This is a genomic window from Nonomuraea sp. NPDC003709, from assembly GCF_040610775.1.
Lineage (GTDB): Bacteria > Actinomycetota > Actinomycetes > Streptosporangiales > Streptosporangiaceae > Nonomuraea > Nonomuraea angiospora_A.
Genome location: NZ_JBEXMW010000040.1, coordinates 35028 through 52891, shown reverse-complemented (window position 1 = coordinate 52891; position 17864 = coordinate 35028). Strand labels below are relative to the sequence as shown.

The following is a 17864-nucleotide window of genomic DNA, read 5'->3' as shown; positions in this document are numbered from 1 at the left end:
GCGTATGGAACGATGGGAGGGTGGGTCGGTTGAACGCGGACGACTGGGCGCGGGCCGCGCTGGAGGCCCTGGCGGAGGGTGGGCTGGCCGCCGTGGCCGTGGAGCCGGTGGCGGTGCGGCTCGGCGTCTCGAAGGGCAGCTTCTACTGGCACTTCCCCAACCGCCAGGCGCTGGTCGAGGCGGCGCTGCGGCGGTGGGAGGCCGGCACCGAGGAGATCATCGCCCGGCTGGAGCCGGTGGCCGATCCGGCCGAGCGCATGCGGACGCTGCTGGAGTGGGCCTTCGGCGACGGGCGTGACGCCGCCATCTCGTTCCGGCTGATCAGCGAGGCCGACGACCCGGCCGTGGGTGCGGTCGTGCGGCGGGTGAGCGAGCGGCGGCTGGCGTTCATGCGAGCCGTCCTGGAGGAGGTCGGCCAGCCGCCGGACGAGGCGGCCCGGCGGGCGCTGACCGCGTACGGCGGCTATCTCGGCCTGGCCGCCCTGGCCCGCATCGGCGCGGTGACGGAGTCGCCGAAGGGCCTGGCCGAGGCCCTGGAGGAGCTGGGCCTGCGGCCTAGGTGACGTCAGAGCTTGGCGATGACCTCCTCGGCGAAGCGCTCCATGGTGGCGATCTTGAGCTCCAGCGTTCCCTCGCCGTACCTGGCCTTCTCCACCGGGGTGGCCAGCCACCACGGCGCCGCCATGGTCCCGGTGACGCCCTTGGCGGCGAAGCGGCGGTAGGTGTCGGCGTCCGGCATCACCGCGAGCGGCGCGATGATGTCGAGGGGCTCGCTCCGGCCGCTCTCGTCGAGGTGACCGCGGAGCGTGGCCAGCACCACGTCGAACTGCTCCTCCGTGTAGATCCGGTTGCCGATCCAGCCGTCACCCAGCCGGGCGGCCCGGCGCAGGGCCGCGTCGCTGTCGCCGCCCACGTAGACGGGGATCGGCCGGTCGGGGGTGGGCGAGATCGACAGCTCGGGCAGGCCGTCCAGGGCGACCGTCTCGCCGGCCCAGAGCGAGCGCAGCGTCGGGAGCATCGCGTCCAGCCGCCGTCCCCGCGTGTGGAAGTCCTGCCCGGTGCCGACGAACTCCTCCTTGCACCAGCCCACCCCGACCCCGAACGTCACGCGGTCCCTCGACAGCACCGCCGCCGTGGACACCTGCTTGGCCACGGTGAACAGGTCGCGGGCGGGCGCGATGTAGACGTTCGGGGAGAAACGCAGGGTCGTGGTCACCGCCGCCATGGCGCCGATCGTCACCCACACGTCCGGCCAGTGCGTACGCGCGTCCCAGCGCGGCCGTCCGGACCGCGAGTACGGGTACGGCGAGGCGAAGTCGGCGTAGAACAGGTGGTCCGACAGCGTGAGCGTGTCGAACCCGCACCGCTCGGCCGCCCGCGCCAGCTCCAGGAACTGGTCGGTGTCGACGAACGAGGCCCCCAGCCAGAATTTCATTGGAACTCCGGGATGACCTTGGTGGCGAACAGTTCCAGGTTCCGCTTGACCGTGTCCAGCGGCAGAACGCCCTGCTGTCCCTGCATGTAGAGCCCGAACCACTCCAGGTCGGGCATGCGGTCGAGCATCCGCTGGATCCCGCGCTTGACGTCGTCCGGCGTGCCGAACAGCGCCATCTCCACGTCGTTCATCCGCTTGGCGTCGCCCTTCTCGGGGGAGATGGGCTTGTGCTTCTCGTCCTCCTTCTTGCGCAGCACCTCCAGGTAGCCGAACGGGCCGAAGAAGGCGGCGAAGTCCTTGGGGATGCTGCGGCCGAAGGTGTTGATGGCCTCCTCTGTGGTGTCCGCGATGCCGACGATCTTGAGGATGCCGGTGTGCTCGCCCAGCTTGTACTCGCGGCCCTGCTTGGCCGACTCCTCCTGGTAGAGCTTGGCCTTGGCGGCGTGGTCGTCGGGATTGGGGGTGAACATCCACGGCAGGATGTCCTCCTGGGCGGCCCTGATGACCGACCGGTCCGAGATCGTGAACGGCTGCCACAGCTCGGGGTGCGGGTTCTGGTACGGCCTGGGGCAGACCGAGACGGCCTGCACCTTGCCGTCCTCGGAGAGCTCGCCCGGCGCGCCGAACGTCTGGGTCCACTCCAGCGCGGGCCATCCCTCGATGCCCTCGAACGGATACGGCACCTGGTAGTCCAGCACGTCCGACTTGTAGCGCAGCGTCTCCTGCGTCCACGCCATCTTCATGATCTTCAGCACCTCGCCGAAGACGTCGAAGTTCCGCGTGTCGGAGGCCGACCCGTCGGAGCGCGCGGCGGCGGCGTGCCAGCGCTGGCCCAGCACGTTCATCCACCGGTTCTGGTAGCCGCGCGCCACGCCGAGCCGCAGCCGTCCCTTGGAGAACTGGTCGAGCAGCGCCACGTCCTCGGCGGCTCTGATCGGGTCCCAGGCGGGCAGCACCAGGCCGAGCGGCGCGAGCAGGATCCGCTCGGTCCTTGCGGCGAGGTCGGTGAGGAACATCAGCGGGTTGACCGAGAACTCCATGCCTTCGGAGTGGAAGTGGTGCTCGGTCATCATGAGTGCGTCGAACCCGAGCTGATCGGCGTGCACGGCTATCTCCCGCACCTCGTGCAGCAGCTTCTGGTACGACTCCGTGTCGCGCCCGATCGGGCGTTTGGCCTTGGCGTTCTCCTCGGCCGCGTACCCGGAGCCGGGAATCTGCGGATTCAGGAAGATAGAAAACTTCACCGGGGACCTCTTTCCGCGGAATGGTCTTCTGCAAGGTACTCTGGAAATCTTAACCGAGCAATCGCTTGGTTAACTAGGAGGAGGTCCCATGAGACTCGGGGTCACGATGTTCATCACGGATCTGGCCATGCCGGTCCAGGACCTCGCCCGAGCAGCGGAGGAGCGCGGCTTCGACTCCCTCTACGTGCCCGAGCACACCCACATCCCGGTCTCGCGCCGCACCCCTCCCGCGGCGGGGCAGGACGTGCTGCCCGAGGAGTACAAGCGCACGCTCGACCCGCTCGTCGCCCTGTCCTTCGCCGCCGCCGCGACGCGCCGGCTGCGCGTCGGCACCGGCATCCTGCTCGCCGCCCAGCGCGACCCCATCGTGACCGCGAAGGCCATCGCCACGCTCGACCACCTCTCGGGCGGACGTGTCGTGGTCGGGGTCGGCTTCGGCTGGAACGTCGAGGAGATCGAGAACCACGGCGTCCCGTACGCGCGCCGCCGCGAGGTGGCCAGGCGGAACATGCTCGCCATGCGGGCGCTGTGGCGGGACGAGGTGGCCTCGTTCGACGGGTTCGAGCCGTCCTGGTCCTGGCCCAAACCGGTCCAGGACCCGCCGGTGTACGTGGGCGGCGCGGCGGGGCCCAAGCTGTTCGCCCACGTCGCCGAGTACGCCGAGGGCTGGATGCCGATCGGCGGCAAGGGGATCAGGTCGGCGCTGCCGATGCTCCGCGAGGCGTGCGAGAAGGCCGGGCGGCCGATGGCCAAGGTGATCCCGTTCGGGACGCTGCCGACGGAGGAGAAGCTCGACTATTTCGCCGGGCTCGGCATCGAGGAGGCGGTGGCCACCTTGCCCAGCGCCCCTGCGGATACGGTGTTGCCGATCCTTGATGATTATGCGCGACTGATCGATTGCCCGGCATAATCAGGAGATATGTCCGCACTCCGAGCCGATGATCCGCGACAGCTGGGATCGTACCGCCTGTCGCGCAGGCTCGGCCAGGGCGGGCAGGGCGTCGTCTACCTCGGCCACTCCGAGCAGGGCGCCCAGGTCGCGATCAAGCTGCTGCACGCGAGCCTGTCGGGCGACCCCGACGTGCGGCGCAGGTTCCTGGGAGAGGTCGAGGCGGTCCGCAGGGTGGCCGCGTTCTGCACGGCGCAGCTGATCGACGCCGATCTCGAGGGCGACCGGCCCTACCTGGTCAGCGAGTACGTCGAGGGCCCCTCGCTCCTGGAGCACGTGGTCGCCAAGGGGCCGCGCCTGGGCGGGTCGCTCGAACGCCTGGCCATCGGCACCGCCACCGCGCTCGGGGCTATTCACCGGGCCGGGGTGGTCCACCGGGACTTCAAGCCGGGCAACGTGCTGCTCGGGCTCGACGGGCCGCGGGTGATCGACTTCGGGGTGTCCCGGCTCATGGACACGGCGGCCACCACCAACGCGATGCCCGTCGGCACTCCGGCGTACCTGTCGCCCGAGCGCATCAAGGGCGAGCCCGCCGGGCCGCCCGCCGACCTGTGGGCGTGGGGGCTGACAGTCGCGTACACGGCGACGGGGCGGCACGCGTACACGGCGGACACCTACCAGGAGGTCCTGGCCAGGATCCTGTACGGGAAGGCGGACCTCGGGCCGCTGACCGGGCGGCTGCGGGAGATCGTGGCGGCCTGCCTGGCGCCGGAGCCGGGGGAGCGGCCGGACGCGGAGGAGGTGCTGCGGCGGCTGCTGGGGCAGGCGGCAGGGGGCGGCGACGTGCTGTCCTCGGGCGCGCAGGCCGCCGTCGGCCCGTCCGGTGCCCCGCCCGTCACCGGGTCCGGCAGGACGTTCGCCGATCGCGAGCTGAGCACCGCCGGGCTCCGGCTGGTCATGGAGACCGCGCCGCCCAGCGCCGAGCCGGGGCGCATCCACGACCCCGACCCCACCACGAGCTTCCCCGCCGTCAACCGCGACACCGCTCCCGAGCCCCCGCCCCGCAGACGGGTGAAAGCCTGGCAGATGGGCGTGGCCGCGGCGGGCGTGGCCATGGCGGTGGCCGGGTTAGTGTTCTGGCTGCGCGGCGCCCAGGAGCCGGGGCTGGTCGGGACGTGGACGGGCTCGGCCGAGCACTTCACCGCCCAGCGGGTCTTCCCCGTCGAGCTGCGCCTGGGCCCCGACAACGACGGTGGGGCCATGCTGTGGGGATCGGACCTGCACTGCTCGGGACGGCTCCTGCGGCACGGGAGCGGGATGGTCTTCACCCTCGACCGGGTCACGGGCGACGAATGCTATCCGGGGACATTGCGGATGATCCCGACGTCGGCGTCGAACCAGATGGACATCAAGGTGACGCGCGAAGGTAAGGACGAGGTGACCTATTCGGGCACGGTCACCCGCGCATCCTGACCAGCTGTGTCACGGTCAGGCGGCGATGCCCTGACCACAGTTGACTCGGGGCGGCCCGTTGCCTTCAGTAGAAAGCAGGCGAGGGTGGCGGCGAGGGGAGACGCCCGTGCCGACGGCGCAGCCGCTCAGAACGGGGGACCCGCAGCGACTCGGACAGTACGAGCTGTCCGGGCGGCTGGGTGAAGGTGGTCAAGGCGCGGTCTTCCTGGGCTGGAGGAGCGGGGAGACCTACGCGGTCAAGCTGCTGCACGGACCCGTGGGTGACGAGCGGGCGGCGTTCCTGCGGGAGGTCGAGCTGGCCAAGCACGTGGCGAGGTTCTGCACCGCCCAGGTGATCGACGCCGGGTTCGACGAGGGGCGTCCGTACATCGTCAGCGAATATGTCGACGGGCCGTCGCTGCACAGGGAGGTCGCGCTCACCGGGCCGCGGCGGGGCGGGGCGCTGGAGCGGCTGGCGGTCAGCACGGTGACCGCGCTCACGGCCATCCACCGGGCCGGGATCGTGCACCGCGACTTCAAGCCACAGAACGTGCTGCTCGGCTCCGACGGGCCGCGCGTCATCGACTTCGGCCTGGCCAAGGCGCTGGACGCGGCGGCCACGGTGAGCGGGCGCGGAGTGGGCACGCCCGCTTACATGGCGCCCGAGCAGATCACGGCGTCGGCCGTCACGGGGGCCGCGGACGTGTTCTCGTGGGGCGCGACGATGTGCTTCGCGGCCAACGCCACCGCGCCGTTCGGGCAGGACTCGGTCGCGCCGGTGCTGCACCGCATCCTGACCGCGCCGCCCGAGCTGGGACGCCTGGACGGGCGGCTGCGGGTCCTCGTGGAGGCGTGCCTGGACAAGGACGCGCGCAACCGGCCCACCAGCAGGGACCTGCTGTTCGAGCTGCTGGGGGAGTCGGAGGTGCCGTCGGAGGTGCTGAGCTCGCCGCCGGCCCACATCCTGCGGGTGCCGCCGCTGGTGCCCGGGCAGCGCTCGTCGGAGCGGGAGCCGATGGCCGAGCCGGAGGCCACGGGGGTGGCCGGCGGCTACCTGTTGCCCGACTCCCGCGCCGGCGCGTCCGCGCCCACGGAAGAGACCGGCGCGTTCACACCCAGGGCGGAGACCGGCGCGTCCGCGCCCACGGAAGGGAGCGTGTCCGCGCCCGCGTCGTTACCCGCGGGCTCCGGGCCGGGGAACGATCCATCACCGGCGGGGTTGTCCAGGGTCGCCTGGCCCAGGGCCGCGATCGCGGTCTGCGCGGCCCTGCTGGTGACGGCCGCCGTGCTGCTCACCGCCCACATACCCACGGCGAACACGGCCGAGCGGCCCCAGGCGCCGCAGGGGGCCGGCCCGTCAGTACCCCCGCAGTCGGATCCGGTGAAGTCCCGCCCTCCGGCGGACAAGACGACCGCGCAGAAGGTCCCGCTCAAGACCACGGGGACGCTGGAGGCGCGCGGGCCCACGACGCCGCCGCCGTCGGCGGTGCGCCCCGCCGCGGTCCCGGTCCCGGCCCTGGCGGGTATGGACAAGGGCGCGGCCACGAAGGCGATCAAGCAGGCCGGGCTGGTGCTCGGCACCGTCACCCAGCTCGACTCGCCGAAGCGGATCGGCCAGGTCCTCAGCGCCCAGCCCGCCCCGGGCATGCTGGTGACCAGGGGCAGCAAGGTCTCGCTGGAGGTGTCGGCCGGGGTGCCCGTGCCCGCGGTCACGGGCCTGCAGCGCAAGGCCGCGGAGAGCGCACTCACCGACGCGGGCCTGGCGGTGGGCGCCGTCACCCGCTCCTGCATCGACCGGCCGGACGGGCAGGTGCTCTCCACGCAGCCCAAGGCGGGCGGGCGCGTCACGGGCGGCACCTCGGTGGCGCTCACGGTCGCGCGCAACGGCGCCACGGTCCCGTCGGTCGTCGGCCAGGCGCTGGAGGACGGGCGGGCGGCGCTGGCCGCGGCCGGGTTCACGGTGCGGACGAAGGGCCAGGTCGTGGACGACGAGTCGCGGGTGGGCACGGTCCTCGACCAGAGCCTCCAGCCCGGCACCTGCGCCAGGCCGGGCAGCGCGATCGAGATCGCCTTCGGCCTGGCCGGCCAGTCGGGCCCGGACCCGGGTGAGCCCGGTGAGACCCCCACCACCGGCCCGACCTCGGAGGAGTGATCCTCCGCGAGGTCACTCCAGGGTGACGGTCTCACCGTGCAGCCGCGACCTCTCGGCCGCCCAGGCGATGAGATGGCTGTGCAGGCTCTCGCCCGGCGAGGAGAGGATCGGGGAGCGGTCCCGGGTGGCGACCGCGGTCAGGAACGCGTCGACCAGCGCCTCGTCACCGCCCCCGTGGCCGCCCCGAGCCGTCGCGTCCCCGGTGGGGCGGGTGTCGACGGTCTCCTCGCGGCCGGTGACGAAGTCGAAGACGGTCAGGCGGTCGCCGTCGCCCTCGATCCAGCCCCGGGTGCCGAAGATCCGGGTCTGCCGGTGCAGGGAGGGAGTGAAGGCGGTCATGGTGAACGACGCGGTCGTGCCGCCCTCGAACTCCATGTTCACGACCTGGTGGTCGACCACGTCGTTGTCGCAGGCGTACACGCACCTGCCGTACGGGCCCGTCCGCAGCGCCGTCAGCACGCCGGCCTCGGAGACGTCGTCGGTGAGCACCGAGACCGGCCACACCGCGCGACCGGCCAGCGGCAGGTAGATGCGCTTGGCCGAATACGGGCACGTCGCCTCGACGGCGCAGTCCAGGCAGCGGTCGGCGGCGCCCTCCGGGCGGTTCTCCGGGCGGAAGTGCTTGAGCCCGCCGAACGACGACACGCGCGTGACCTGCCTGCCGGTGAGGTGCACCAGCCAGTCGAGGTCGTGGCTCGACTTGGCCAGCAGCATGAACGTGGACTCGTCGGAGCGGCGCCAGTTGCCCCGCACGTACGAGTGCGCCTGGTGCCACCACCCGACCGGCTCCAGGTGCTGGATGCTGACGATCTCGCCGATCCTGCCCTCGTCCAGCAGCGCCTTCAGCGCCCGCGTGTACGGCGTGTACCGCAGCACGTGGCAGACGGCGAAGACGGCGTCGGACCGTCCGGCGGCCGCGACGATGCGCCGGCAGTCGTCCTCGGAAACCGCCATCGGCTTCTCCAGCAGGATGTCGTAGCCCAGCTCGGCGAAGCGCACCGCAGGCTCGACGTGGTCCCTGTCCTGGGTCGCGATGATCACCGCGTCCGCCTGGCGGGGGAGCGCGGCCAGCTCGCGCCAGTCCGCGTACGCCTCGGCCTCCGGGAACCTGGCGCGGCGGGCCTCCAGCGGATCGGCCACCGCGACCACCCGCGCCCGGCCGCTCCCGGTGGCGTGGCGGGCATAGGAGGAACCCCGCGAACCCGCGCCGACGATGGCGAGTGTGACCATTTCGCCTCCATATATGTAACCAGTTCACGTATGTCGGCCCGATGCTAGGATCCTGGCTGTCCTCCGTCAATGGGAGAGTTATGAGAAAAGGTCTCATAAGTTGACCGAGCTTCGCCCAGGTGACGCGTCCCTGCTGCGCAAGGTAAACACCCAGGTGACGCTCCGAGCCCTGCGCCGCGAGGGCGTGGCCACGCTGACCCGGCTCGGCCGCATCACCGGGCTGTCCAGGCAGACGGTGGAGGCGGTGCTCGACGAGCTGGGCGAGCGCGGCCACGTCAGGGAGGTGCCGCCCGACGAGGGCGTGATGGGGCGGCCCGCGCGGCGGTTCGGGTTCCGCGCGGACGCCGGCTACGTGGTGGGCGTGGAGGTCGGGGGCGACGGGATCGTGGCCGCGCTGGCCGATCTCAACGGCGAGGTGATCGCCTGGGAGCGGGCCGACGTCTCCGGCGACGCCGCGGCCCACGAACGGCTGGAGGCGGCCCGGCGTACGGCACTGAAGTGCGTGGACGGCGCGGGCGTCGCGCGCACGCGGGTGTGGGCGGTCGCGGCGGGCACCCCGGGCATCGTGGACCGCACCGGCCGGGTGACCCTGTCGATCACGCTGCCCGGCTGGACGGGCGTGGACCTGGCGGAGCTGGCCGGGCGCTGGTTCGGCTGCACGGGGCTGGCCGCCAACGACGCCAACCTCGCCGCGCTCGCCGAGCACTGGCGCGGCAGCGCGCAGCACGCCTCCGACGTCGTGTACGTGCTCATCGGCCACCGGGCGGGCGCGGGCATCCTCATCGGCGGGCGGCTGCACCCGGGGCGCAACGGCGCCGCCGGCGAGATCGGCACGCTGCGCCAGGTCGGCTGGGAGGACGCGGCCCGCGAGCTGGTCAAGGACGCCTCGGCGGCCGAGGTGTTCGAGGCGGCTCTGGCGGGCGACCGCGACGCGGCGCGGCGGGTCGACCGCTACGCCGAGAACCTCGCGATCGGCGCCTCGGCGCTCGCGCTGGCCATCGACCCCGACCTGCTGGTGCTGGGCGGCGGTCACTCGCAGGCCGGCGACGTGCTGCTCGAACCGCTCCGCCGGCACCTGGCCGAGCTGTGCGTGAGCGTGCCGGAGGTGGTGGCCTCCACGTTCGGGGACGAGGGTGTGGCGCTGGGCGCCGTACGCCTCGCGCTCGACCACGTCGAACGGGAGGTGCTGGGTCTCTAGAAAGCCCGGCAGGCCTCCAGCAGCACCTCGCGGACCCGCTCCTCCGGCAGGTCCATGGTCCTGACCGCGCCCCACTGCAGCGCGCCGAGCAGGGCCCAGCTCTTCAGCCTGGTCTCCGGATCGGGGTCGTCGCCCACGAGCCTGCCGAAGATCTCGTCCCTGAACGTCCTGACCGTCGCGCGCTCCGACTCCGGCGCGCCGGGGTCCTCGGCGGCCAGGTCCTCCATGAACAGGCGGATCACCGAGCGGTAGCGCACCGCGAAGGTCACCAGCGCGTCGACGAACGCCTCCCTGCTCGGGAAGTCGGTCCCGAGCAGCGCCAGCATGTCGTCCCCCGCCGGGGCGAGTAACTCGGAGGCCAGGCGGTCCTTCGGGTGGAAGTGGTAGGCGACGGCGGTCTTGGTCAGGCCCACGGCCGCGGCGATGTCGGCCAGCGAGGTGCCCGCGTAACCGCGCTCGGCGAACAGCTCTCTGGCCGCGGCCAGGATCCGGGTCCGGGTGTCGTCGGGTGTGGTCATCATCTCATTTCCATGCGATGCATCCCCTCCGGATATTTCCTGCTTTATCGTAGTCCTGTACGACCGTACAGGACGGCCGTCGAGAGGGACTTGGGCGATGACGCGGTTTCTTGGGCGGCTGGGCGGCTGGTGCGCGCGGCACGGGCGGTTGGTGCTGGCGTTATGGGTGGTCGTGGCGGCCGCGCTGATGGGCGGGAGCCTCGTGCTCGGCAGCCCGGTCAGCAACGACGCGACGATTCCCGGCACCGACGCGCAGCGGGCGCACGACCTGATGAAGACCGGCTTCGGGCCGGGGTACGACACCGGCGGGACGGCGCAACTCGTCCTCTACTCCGCGGGCGGGCCACTCGTCGAGAAGTCGCGCAAGAAGGCCGTCGAAGACGTCCTGGCGAGCCTGCGCACGATGCCGCACGTCGTCGGGGTGGACACCCCGTTCAGGCGCGGCGGCATCTCCGCCAGCCTGCAGATCGGGCTCATCGCCATCCGCCTGCAGGGCCACGACGGCACCAAGGTCGCCGAGACCACGCGGGCGCTGTCGAAGGCCGCCGACCCGGCGCGGGCCGCCGGGATCGAGGTGGTTGCCGCCGACAGCTCCACCCCCGCCGACAAGGACATCAAGACGGGGCCCAGCGAGATCATCGGCGTGGTGTGCGCGCTGCTGGTGCTGGTGTTCGCGTTCGGGACGCTGGCGGCCGCGCTGGTGCCGATCTTCACAGCCCTGGTCAGCGTCGCCTCGGGGCTCGGCGTGATCGGGCTGCTCGGGCACGTGCTGGACATGCCCAAGCAGGCGGGCATCATGGCCACGATGATCGGGCTGGGCGTGGGCATCGACTACGCGCTGTTCCTGCTGTCCAGGCACCGGCGGCTGCTGGCCGACGGGGTGCCGGTGGTGGAGTCCGTACGGCGGACCGTGGCGAGTTCGGGCGGGGCCGTGGTGTTCGCGGGCGGCACGGTGATCATCGCGCTGAGCGCGCTCATGCTGGGCGGGTTCCCGCTGCTGGCGACGCTCGGCTGGGTCACCGGCATCTCGGTCGTCACCGCCGTGCTGACCTCGGTCACCCTCGTCCCCGCTCTGCTCGGGGTGCTCGGCCACCGGGTCAACGCGCTCAAGGTGCCGTTCCTGCGCGGCGGCGGTTCGTCCGGGTCCGGATGGGCCGGCCTGGGGTCATGGGTGGCGCGCCGGCCGTGGCAGGTGCTGTTCGGCAGCGTGCTGGCGCTGGGCCTGCTGGCCGCCCCGGCGCTGGCCTTGAAGCTCGGGCCGCTCGACGACGGGTACGGCACCAAGGGCTCGGAGCCCAGGCGGGCCTACGAGCTGATGGCCGCCGGCTTCGGCGACGGCATCAACGGCCCGCTGCTCGTGGTCGCCGAACTGCCCGCCAAGGTGGCCGACCAGAAGGACCCGGTCGTCGACCAGCTAGCCCGCGAGGTCGGCGACGTCGACGGTGTCGCGCACGTGGCCACCCCGAAGGTCAACTCCTCGGGCCGCTCGGTCCTGCTCCAGGTCGTCACCGAGTACAAGCCCAGCGACCCGCGGGCGTCCGACGTGGTCAAGGACATCAGGGCCATCGCGCCGCCCGGGGTGAGCGTGCACGTCGGTGGCAAGGTGGCGGCCATGACCGACGCGGGCACCCGGATGTCCGAGCGCACCCCGCTGGTCATCGGCGTGGTGGTGCTGCTGAGCGCCCTGCTCCTGCTGTTCGCCTTCCGCGCGCCCGTCGTCGCGGTGAAGGCCGCGGTGATGAACCTGATCTCGCTCGGCGCCGCCTTCGGCGCGCTCGCCCTGGTGTTCTCGATCGGCCTGGGCAGCCGCCTCGTGGGCATGGACGCCCCGGCCAGCTCCTCGTACCTGGAGACGGTCTTCTTCTCGGTGCCGATCGAGAGCTTCGTGCCGCTGATGCTGTTCGCGGTGCTGTTCGGGCTGTCGATGGACTACGAGGTGTTCCTGCTGACGGCGGTGCGGCAGGCGTACCTGCGGCACGGGGACAACACGCGGGCGGTGGCGGAGGGGCTCGGCTCGACGGGCCGGGTCATCACGTCGGCGGCGCTGATCATGGTGGCCGTGTTCGTGGCGTTCATCGCGTACCCGGACCCGATGGTGAAGACGTTCGGGGTGGGGCTGGCGGTGGCCATCGCGGTGGACGCCACGATCATCAGGGGGTTCCTGGTGCCGGCGACGATGGTCCTGCTCGGGCGGCTCAACTGGTGGTGTCCGCGCTGGCTGGACCGCCTCCTGCCGAACCTCTCGGTGGAGGGTCACGAGGAGGAGGAGCGGCCCGCGCCCGAGCGGCCCGAGCCGGTCAAGCTGGGGGTCTAGTCGGCGTCGGCGAGGTTGCAGGCGGGGACCCAGCCGACGATGCCGGTGGCCGTGTTGCGGCCGTGGTGCCACAGGATGCTGTCGAAGTAGTCGTCGCACTGGAAGAAGCCGTGCTCCTCCGACCGGTCCGACTCGAAGCCCTGGCCCGGGTAGCCGAAGCCGACGAGGACGGCGTCCCTTCGCGGGTCGCTCCAGATGACCACGCCCTCGCTGCCGAAGTCGTACACGCCCTTGGCGCCGGCGGGCTCCGGGCCGGTCATGGCCAGGGCCGTCAGAACCGTGGCCATGGCGGCCCGCCGGACGCGCACCCTGAGTCTTCTCTCCGTCATGACACACAGGGTAAGAGTGCGGTGACGCCGGGTGTTCGTATTTCAGAAGGTGATGACGGTACGCGCCACCGAGCCCTCCCGTACGTGGGCCACGGCGTCGTTGATCCGGTCGAGCGGCAGGCGCTCGGAGATGAGGCCGTCGAGGTCGAGGCGGCCCCGCAGGTACTGCTCGGCCAGCATGGGCAGGTCGCGGTGGGGTGCGGCGTCGCCGCCCTGGGTGCCCATGAGGCGACGGGAGGCGAACAGCAGCCCGGGGTCCACCTCCACGGCCTGGCCCTGGGGCGGGCTGCCGACCATGACCGTGGTGCCGCCGGACCGGGTCGCGGCGAAGGCCTTGGACAGGACGCCGGGTGCGCCTGTCGCGTCGAAGGCGTAGTCGACGCCGCCCTTCACCAGCTCGTCCACCTGCCGTGGCAGGTCGTCGGCCACGAGCGTGTGGGTGGCGCCGAAGCGCTCGGCCAGCTTGAGCTTCTGCTCGGCCACGTCGGCGGCGATGATCGTGGTGGCGCCCGCCAGCACCGCGCCCTGGATGACGTTGAGACCGACGCCGCCGCAGCCGACGACGAGGACGCTCGCGCCGGGCGGGACCTCGGCGACGTTCATGACCGCGCCCACGCCGGTGACGACCCCGCAGGCCAGCAGGCACATGGCATCCAGAGGCGCGTTTTTCGCGATTTTCACGCACATGGCCTCGGCGACGACCGCGTACTCGGCGAACGAGCCGATGCCGATGAACCGGCGCGTCTCCTGCCCGTCCAGGGTGATCCTGGGCGCGCCACCCATGATCGTCTGCAGCCTGGCGGGGCCCGAGCACAGGTGGAACCGGCCCGCCCCGCAGTGGCGGCACCGCCCGCAGGGGCCGTTCATCGAGACGATGACGTGGTCGCCGGGCCGGACGCCGGTGACGCCCGCGCCGACGCTCTCCACCACTCCGGCGCTCTCGTGCCCGAGGATGAACGGCAGTTTGCCGACCACCGGGCTCTTGCCGTCGATGGCCTTGAGGTCGGAGCCGCACACGCCCGACGCCTTGATCTGCACGCGGACCTCGCTCGGACCCGGGTCGGCGATCTCCACCTCGCGGATCTCCATGGGGGCGTGGAAGCCGGTCAGGACGGCCGCGCGCATCAGCATGCGCCACACGGTAACCCGGTCTCGCGATTGCGAGCAAGCGGTTGCTCGGTCACCTCCGGTTGACACCCTTCCTGGGCGAATTTACGCTCGGCGCAAAACCAAGCGAGCGCTAGGCCAAATCGCGGGAGGCCAGGATGGTACGGCGGGTCGCGGCGGCACTCACGGTAACAACACTGCTCGTCTCCGGGTGCGCGGCCCAGCAGAAGAGCCCGGTCGGCTCGGCGGCGCCCGGCGTGACCGACACGACGGTCAAGGTCGGCGGCGTGCTGACCAAGACGAGCGCCAGCGGCTACTCGACGAAGGACGCCGAGATCGGGGCGAAGGCCAGGTTCGAGCGGGCCAACGCCGAGGGCGGCGTGAACGGGCGGAAGATCGAGTTCATCGGGGCGGAGGACGACGGCCAGGACGCGGCCAAGGGCGACGCGGCCGCCAAGAAGCTCGTGCAGAAGGACCAGGTCTTCGCCCTCGTCCCCGTGCACGCCCCGAACTTCGGCGGCGCCGCCTTCCTCGAGCAGCAGGGCGTGCCCTGGTTCGGCTGGGCGACGGGCCCACAGTGGTGCGGCACGAAAACCGGCTTCGGCTACAACGGCTGCCTGGCGCCCAAGCAGGGGGCGGGCTCCCAGACGTGGTGGGGCCGGCAACTGGCCGACCTGCTCGGCGGCGCCGAGGGCAAGAGCGTGTACGTCCAGACTTCCGACTCCAGCGGCAGCAAGTACGGCGGCACCACCATCTCCCAGTCGTTCACCGCCGCCGGATTCAAGCTGGTCGGCGTGAACTCCGGCCTCCCGGCCGCCGCGCCACCCCCTGACTGGCTCCCGTACGTCAACAAGATCATGACCTCGAACGGCGGCAAGGCCCCCGACGTCGTGGTCTCCGTGATCGCGGGCACCAAGTTCAACGTCGGCCTCTATTCGGCGCTCAAGCGGGCCGGCTACAAGGGCGTGCTCACCGACGCGACCAGCTACGACGCCGCCATCCTCAAGGACCAGGCCAGCGCGCAGGCCCTGGAGGGCGTGATCGCGGCGCCGATGTTCGAGCCGTTCGAGTCCACCGCCCCCGAGATCGCCCGGTTCAAGCAGGACGTCGAGAAGGTCGCGCCGGGCGCCGTGCCCACCCAGCACATGGCGATCGGCTACTGGGCCGCCGACATCTTCCTCGACATGCTCGGCAAGGCCGGCAAGGACCTCACCCGCGAGAAGTTCCTGGCCGTCGGCAACGGCGACTACCTCTACGAGAACGCCGGGTTCGGCAGGATCCAGTACCCCAAGGACCACAGCGAGCCGAACGGCTGCGGCGCGCTGGTCAAGCTGGATAAAGGCGCCTTCCAGGTGGCCAAGAGCATGAAGTGCTTCGACAACGTGCCGCTCAAATGATCCTGGGATACGTGCTCAGCGGCCTGGTCACCGGGGCGATCTTCGCCGTCATGGGGTCGGGCCTGACGCTGTCGTACGCGGCGACCGGGGTGTTCAACTTCGCCCACGGCGCCGTCGGATTCCTGTCCGCCCTGCTGTTCTACGAGCTCAACCAGGCGGCCGGGCTGCCCGCGTGGCTGTCGGCCCTGGTGTCGGTGGCGCTGTTCGCGCCCGCGCTCGGATACGTGCTGCACAGGACCATGTTCGGCGGGCTCGCGCAGGCGGGCGAGACCGCGCAGATCGTCGCCACGATCGGGCTGACGATCGCGCTGCCCGCGCTGGGCCTGCTGGTCGTGGACCTGGCCGGGCTGCCGAGCGCGGACGCGACCTCGCTGCCGCGCGGCGTCGGCCCGCATCCGGCGCTCTCCTTCGAGGTGCTCGGGGCCCGGCTGGACACCGACCAGCTCATCACGTTCGGCTTCTCGGCGGTGGCGGCGGCCGGGCTGTGGGCGTTCATGCGGCACTCCTCGTACGGGCTGCGCATGCGGGCCGCCGTGGACCGGCGGCGCCTGGCCACGCTCCGGGGCATCGACGCGGACGCCACCTCGGCGCTGGCCTGGATGCTCGGCTCGGGACTCGCCGGGCTCGCCGGGGTGCTGGCCGTGTCCGTGCTGGGGCTGGACGCGACGGCGTACACGGTGCTGCTGTTCGCCTCGGCGACGGCGGCGGTGTTCGGGCGGCTGCGCTCGATCCCGTGGACGTTCGCGGCCGGGCTCGCGCTCGGCGTGGTCCAGAACCTGGTCGCCGGATACACCGACTTCCTCGAAGAGGTCACCGGGCTGCGCACGGCCGTGCCGGTGATCCTGCTGTTCGCCGGGCTCGTCCTGCTGAACAGGTCGCGCGAGCGGGTCGCGGGCAGCGCGGCCGAGGACGCGCCCCCGCCCGACCACCTGGCGGGGCTGCCGCCGTGGCGCCGCAGGATGCCGTGGGCGCTCGCCCTGGCCGCGCTGCTCGGGTTCACCTTCCTCGCGTCCGAGTACTACGTGGGCGTGGCCGCGCAGGGGCTGGTGCTGGCGTTGATCTTCTGCTCGTTCGTGGTGGTGACCGGGATCGGCGGCATGGTCAACCTGGCCCAGGCCGCCTTCGCCTCGATGGCGGCGCTGACCTGCGGATGGGCGTTCTCGTCCGGGCTGCCGTTCTTCGTGGCGATCGTGCTGGGCGTGCTGGCGGCCGCCGCCGTGGGGATGCTGGTGGCGCTGCCCGCGCTGCGGCTGGGCGGGCGGGTGCTGACGCTGGCCACGCTGGCCATGGCGCTGCTGGCCGACCAGGTGCTGTTCCAGGTGGACGCGTTCAGCAACGGGACCATCGGGTGGCCGGTGCCCGCTCTGGGGCTCGGCTTCGCGGACACCTCGGATCCCCGGGTGCGAGTGGTGGTGCTGCTCGTGCTGATCGGGGCGGTCGCCCTGCTCGTACGGAACCTCGAAAGGTCGGCCTCCGGGCGGGCGATCCTCGCGGTCAGGTCGGCCCCCGCCGCCGCGACGACGTCCGGGCTGTCGGCGCCCCGTACCAAGATCATGCTGTTCGCGCTGGCGTCGGCGATCGCCGGGCTGGGCGGGGTGCTGTTCGCCGTCTCCAAGGGCTCGATCACCGCCACCGACCTGCCGGCATTCTCCGGGTTCGTGTGGCTGGCCGTGGTGGTGCTCCAGGGCGTGCGCCGCGTCGGCGGCGCGGTGCTCGGCGGCCTGATCGCGGTGGCCGTGCCCGAACTGCTCGCCACCTGGGGCGTGTCCGCGCACGTCGGGGCCATCCTGTTCGGAGCCGGCGGCGTGATCCTGGCCAAGCACCCCGACGGGGTGCTCACCCAGCTCGCCGAGCTGCGCCACCGCCGCCGCACCCCGGCGGAGCCGGTCCCGATGCCGCCGCCCGTGCAGGTGGAAGGGCCGCTGTTCAGGCTGGAGGGCGTGGTCGCCGGTTACGCGGACAGCACGGTGCTGCGCGGCGTGGACCTGGCCGTCCGGCCCGGCGAGGTGGTCGCGCTGCTCGGGGCCAACGGGGCGGGCAAGTCCACGGCCTGCGCGGTGGCCGCCGGCGACCTGGCCGTCACCAGCGGCCGGATCCTGCTGGACGGCGAGGACGTCACCGCCTGGCCCGCGCACCGCAGGGCCCGCGCGGGCATCCTGCTCGCGCCCGAGGGCCGGGGCGTGTTCCCCGGGCTCACGGTGGAGGAGAACCTGCGGACCTGGCTGCCCGATCCGGGCCCCGTCTACGAGCGCCTGCCGCAGCTCGCCGAGCGCCGTACCGTGCTCGCCGGCGCCCTGTCCGGTGGCGAGCAGCAACTGCTCACGCTCGCGCCCGCGCTGGTGCGGCCGCCACGGGTGCTCATCGCCGACGAGCCGTCGCTGGGGCTGGCGCCGATGATGGTGCGGCAGGTGTTCGACGTGTTCGCCGAGCTGCGTTCTCGCGGCGTGGCGCTGCTGCTGGTCGAGGAGAAGGCCACGGAGGCGCTGGCCCTCGCCGACCGGGTGGCGTTCATGCGGCTGGGGCGCGTCACGTGGGCAGGGCCGCGCTCGGAAGTGGACAGCGAGCGGCTGACCGCCGCCTACCTGGGGGTGCGGTGAAC

Annotated in this window: 14 protein-coding genes; 8 read left to right on the top strand and 6 right to left on the bottom strand. The window is 72.2% G+C overall.

The window, feature by feature from the left end:
• Positions 1-29 precede the first annotated feature (29 nt).
• Complete coding sequence (locus ABZX61_RS60085; RefSeq protein WP_355210781.1) at positions 30-563, top strand: TetR/AcrR family transcriptional regulator; 534 nt, start codon at positions 30-32, stop codon at positions 561-563.
• Between the two features lie 2 nt (positions 564-565).
• Here ABZX61_RS60085 and ABZX61_RS60080 read toward each other — a convergent pair whose 3' ends face one another.
• A complete protein-coding gene (locus ABZX61_RS60080; RefSeq protein WP_355210779.1) occupies positions 566-1435 on the bottom strand; it encodes a TIGR03619 family F420-dependent LLM class oxidoreductase in 870 nt (289 codons plus the stop codon).
• Positions 1432-2679 (bottom strand): LLM class flavin-dependent oxidoreductase, encoded by a 1248-nt coding sequence (locus ABZX61_RS60075; protein WP_355210776.1) that lies wholly within the window; start codon positions 2677-2679, stop codon positions 1432-1434. The genes ABZX61_RS60080 and ABZX61_RS60075 overlap by 4 nt, the downstream gene beginning before the upstream one ends.
• Positions 2680-2767: 88 nt before the next feature.
• On the opposite strand from ABZX61_RS60075, the gene ABZX61_RS60070 reads away from it, so the two are divergent.
• The 3 genes from ABZX61_RS60070 to ABZX61_RS60060 all read left to right on the top strand — a co-directional run bounded on the left by ABZX61_RS60070 (position 2768) and on the right by ABZX61_RS60060 (position 7172).
• Positions 2768-3589 (top strand): TIGR03619 family F420-dependent LLM class oxidoreductase, encoded by an 822-nt coding sequence (locus ABZX61_RS60070; protein ID WP_355210774.1) that lies wholly within the window; start codon positions 2768-2770, stop codon positions 3587-3589.
• 9 nt (positions 3590-3598) lie between these two features.
• Positions 3599-5041, top strand: a complete 1443-nt coding sequence (locus ABZX61_RS60065) for a serine/threonine-protein kinase (protein WP_355210771.1) — start codon at positions 3599-3601, stop codon at positions 5039-5041.
• 106 nt (positions 5042-5147) lie between these two features.
• The gene (locus tag ABZX61_RS60060) at positions 5148-7172 is read left to right on the top strand and encodes a PASTA domain-containing protein (RefSeq protein ID WP_355210768.1); all 2025 of its coding nucleotides are present in this window, start codon (positions 5148-5150) and stop codon (positions 7170-7172) included.
• 12 nt (positions 7173-7184) lie between these two features.
• Here the strand turns inward: ABZX61_RS60060 and ABZX61_RS60055 are convergent, their stop codons facing one another.
• Positions 7185-8402 (bottom strand): Gfo/Idh/MocA family oxidoreductase, encoded by a 1218-nt coding sequence (locus ABZX61_RS60055; RefSeq protein ID WP_355210765.1) that lies wholly within the window; start codon positions 8400-8402, stop codon positions 7185-7187.
• Positions 8403-8502: 100 nt separating this feature from the next.
• Here ABZX61_RS60055 and ABZX61_RS60050 point away from each other — a divergent pair, with 100 nt between their 5' ends.
• Positions 8503-9600 (top strand): ROK family transcriptional regulator, encoded by a 1098-nt coding sequence (locus tag ABZX61_RS60050; protein WP_355210762.1) that lies wholly within the window; start codon positions 8503-8505, stop codon positions 9598-9600.
• Here ABZX61_RS60050 and ABZX61_RS60045 read toward each other — a convergent pair.
• Positions 9597-10121, bottom strand: a complete 525-nt coding sequence (locus tag ABZX61_RS60045) for a helix-turn-helix domain-containing protein (RefSeq protein ID WP_355210760.1) — start codon at positions 10119-10121, stop codon at positions 9597-9599. The two genes, ABZX61_RS60050 and ABZX61_RS60045, sit on opposite strands and share 4 nt — an antisense overlap.
• Positions 10122-10215: 94 nt before the next feature.
• Between ABZX61_RS60045 and ABZX61_RS60040 the strand changes: the two genes are divergently transcribed.
• Positions 10216-12432 (top strand): MMPL family transporter, encoded by a 2217-nt coding sequence (locus tag ABZX61_RS60040; RefSeq protein WP_355210757.1) that lies wholly within the window; start codon positions 10216-10218, stop codon positions 12430-12432.
• On the opposite strand, the gene ABZX61_RS60035 is transcribed toward ABZX61_RS60040, so the two are convergent.
• Positions 12429-12761 carry a hypothetical protein gene (locus ABZX61_RS60035; protein WP_355210754.1) on the bottom strand — a complete coding sequence of 111 codons (333 nt, stop codon included), beginning with the start codon at positions 12759-12761 and terminating at the stop codon, positions 12429-12431. The genes ABZX61_RS60040 and ABZX61_RS60035 overlap by 4 nt on opposite strands.
• 42 nt (positions 12762-12803) lie before the next feature.
• Entirely contained in the window at positions 12804-13892 is a 1089-nt protein-coding gene (locus tag ABZX61_RS60030) for an alcohol dehydrogenase catalytic domain-containing protein (RefSeq protein WP_355210752.1), read from the bottom strand.
• A 233-nt stretch (positions 13893-14125) separates the two neighbouring features.
• Here ABZX61_RS60030 and ABZX61_RS60025 point away from each other — a divergent pair, with 233 nt between their 5' ends.
• Positions 14126-15265: an ABC transporter substrate-binding protein gene (locus ABZX61_RS60025; RefSeq protein ID WP_355210749.1), complete on the top strand. Its 1140-nt coding sequence runs from the start codon at positions 14126-14128 to the stop codon at positions 15263-15265.
• Positions 15262-17862 carry an ATP-binding cassette domain-containing protein gene (locus ABZX61_RS60020; protein ID WP_355210747.1) on the top strand — a complete coding sequence of 867 codons (2601 nt, stop codon included), beginning with the start codon at positions 15262-15264 and terminating at the stop codon, positions 17860-17862. The genes ABZX61_RS60025 and ABZX61_RS60020 overlap by 4 nt, the downstream gene beginning before the upstream one ends.
• The last annotated feature ends 2 nt before the right edge of the window (positions 17863-17864 follow it).

What these genes read in the sequence shown, in the direction of transcription:
- ABZX61_RS60045 (WP_355210760.1), bottom strand. Translation starts at nt 10,121, where the DNA reads ATGATGACCACACCCGACGACACCCGGACCCGGATCCTGGCCGCGGCC.
- ABZX61_RS60070 (WP_355210774.1), top strand. Translation starts at nt 2,768, where the DNA reads ATGAGACTCGGGGTCACGATGTTCATCACGGATCTGGCCATGCCGGTC.
- ABZX61_RS60055 (WP_355210765.1), bottom strand. Translation starts at nt 8,402, where the DNA reads ATGGTCACACTCGCCATCGTCGGCGCGGGTTCGCGGGGTTCCTCCTAT.
- ABZX61_RS60020 (WP_355210747.1), top strand. Translation starts at nt 15,262, where the DNA reads ATGATCCTGGGATACGTGCTCAGCGGCCTGGTCACCGGGGCGATCTTC.
- ABZX61_RS60080 (WP_355210779.1), bottom strand. Translation starts at nt 1,435, where the DNA reads ATGAAATTCTGGCTGGGGGCCTCGTTCGTCGACACCGACCAGTTCCTG.
- ABZX61_RS60035 (WP_355210754.1), bottom strand. Translation starts at nt 12,761, where the DNA reads ATGACGGAGAGAAGACTCAGGGTGCGCGTCCGGCGGGCCGCCATGGCC.
- ABZX61_RS60040 (WP_355210757.1), top strand. Translation starts at nt 10,216, where the DNA reads ATGACGCGGTTTCTTGGGCGGCTGGGCGGCTGGTGCGCGCGGCACGGG.
- ABZX61_RS60065 (WP_355210771.1), top strand. Translation starts at nt 3,599, where the DNA reads ATGTCCGCACTCCGAGCCGATGATCCGCGACAGCTGGGATCGTACCGC.
- ABZX61_RS60030 (WP_355210752.1), bottom strand. Translation starts at nt 13,892, where the DNA reads ATGCTGATGCGCGCGGCCGTCCTGACCGGCTTCCACGCCCCCATGGAG.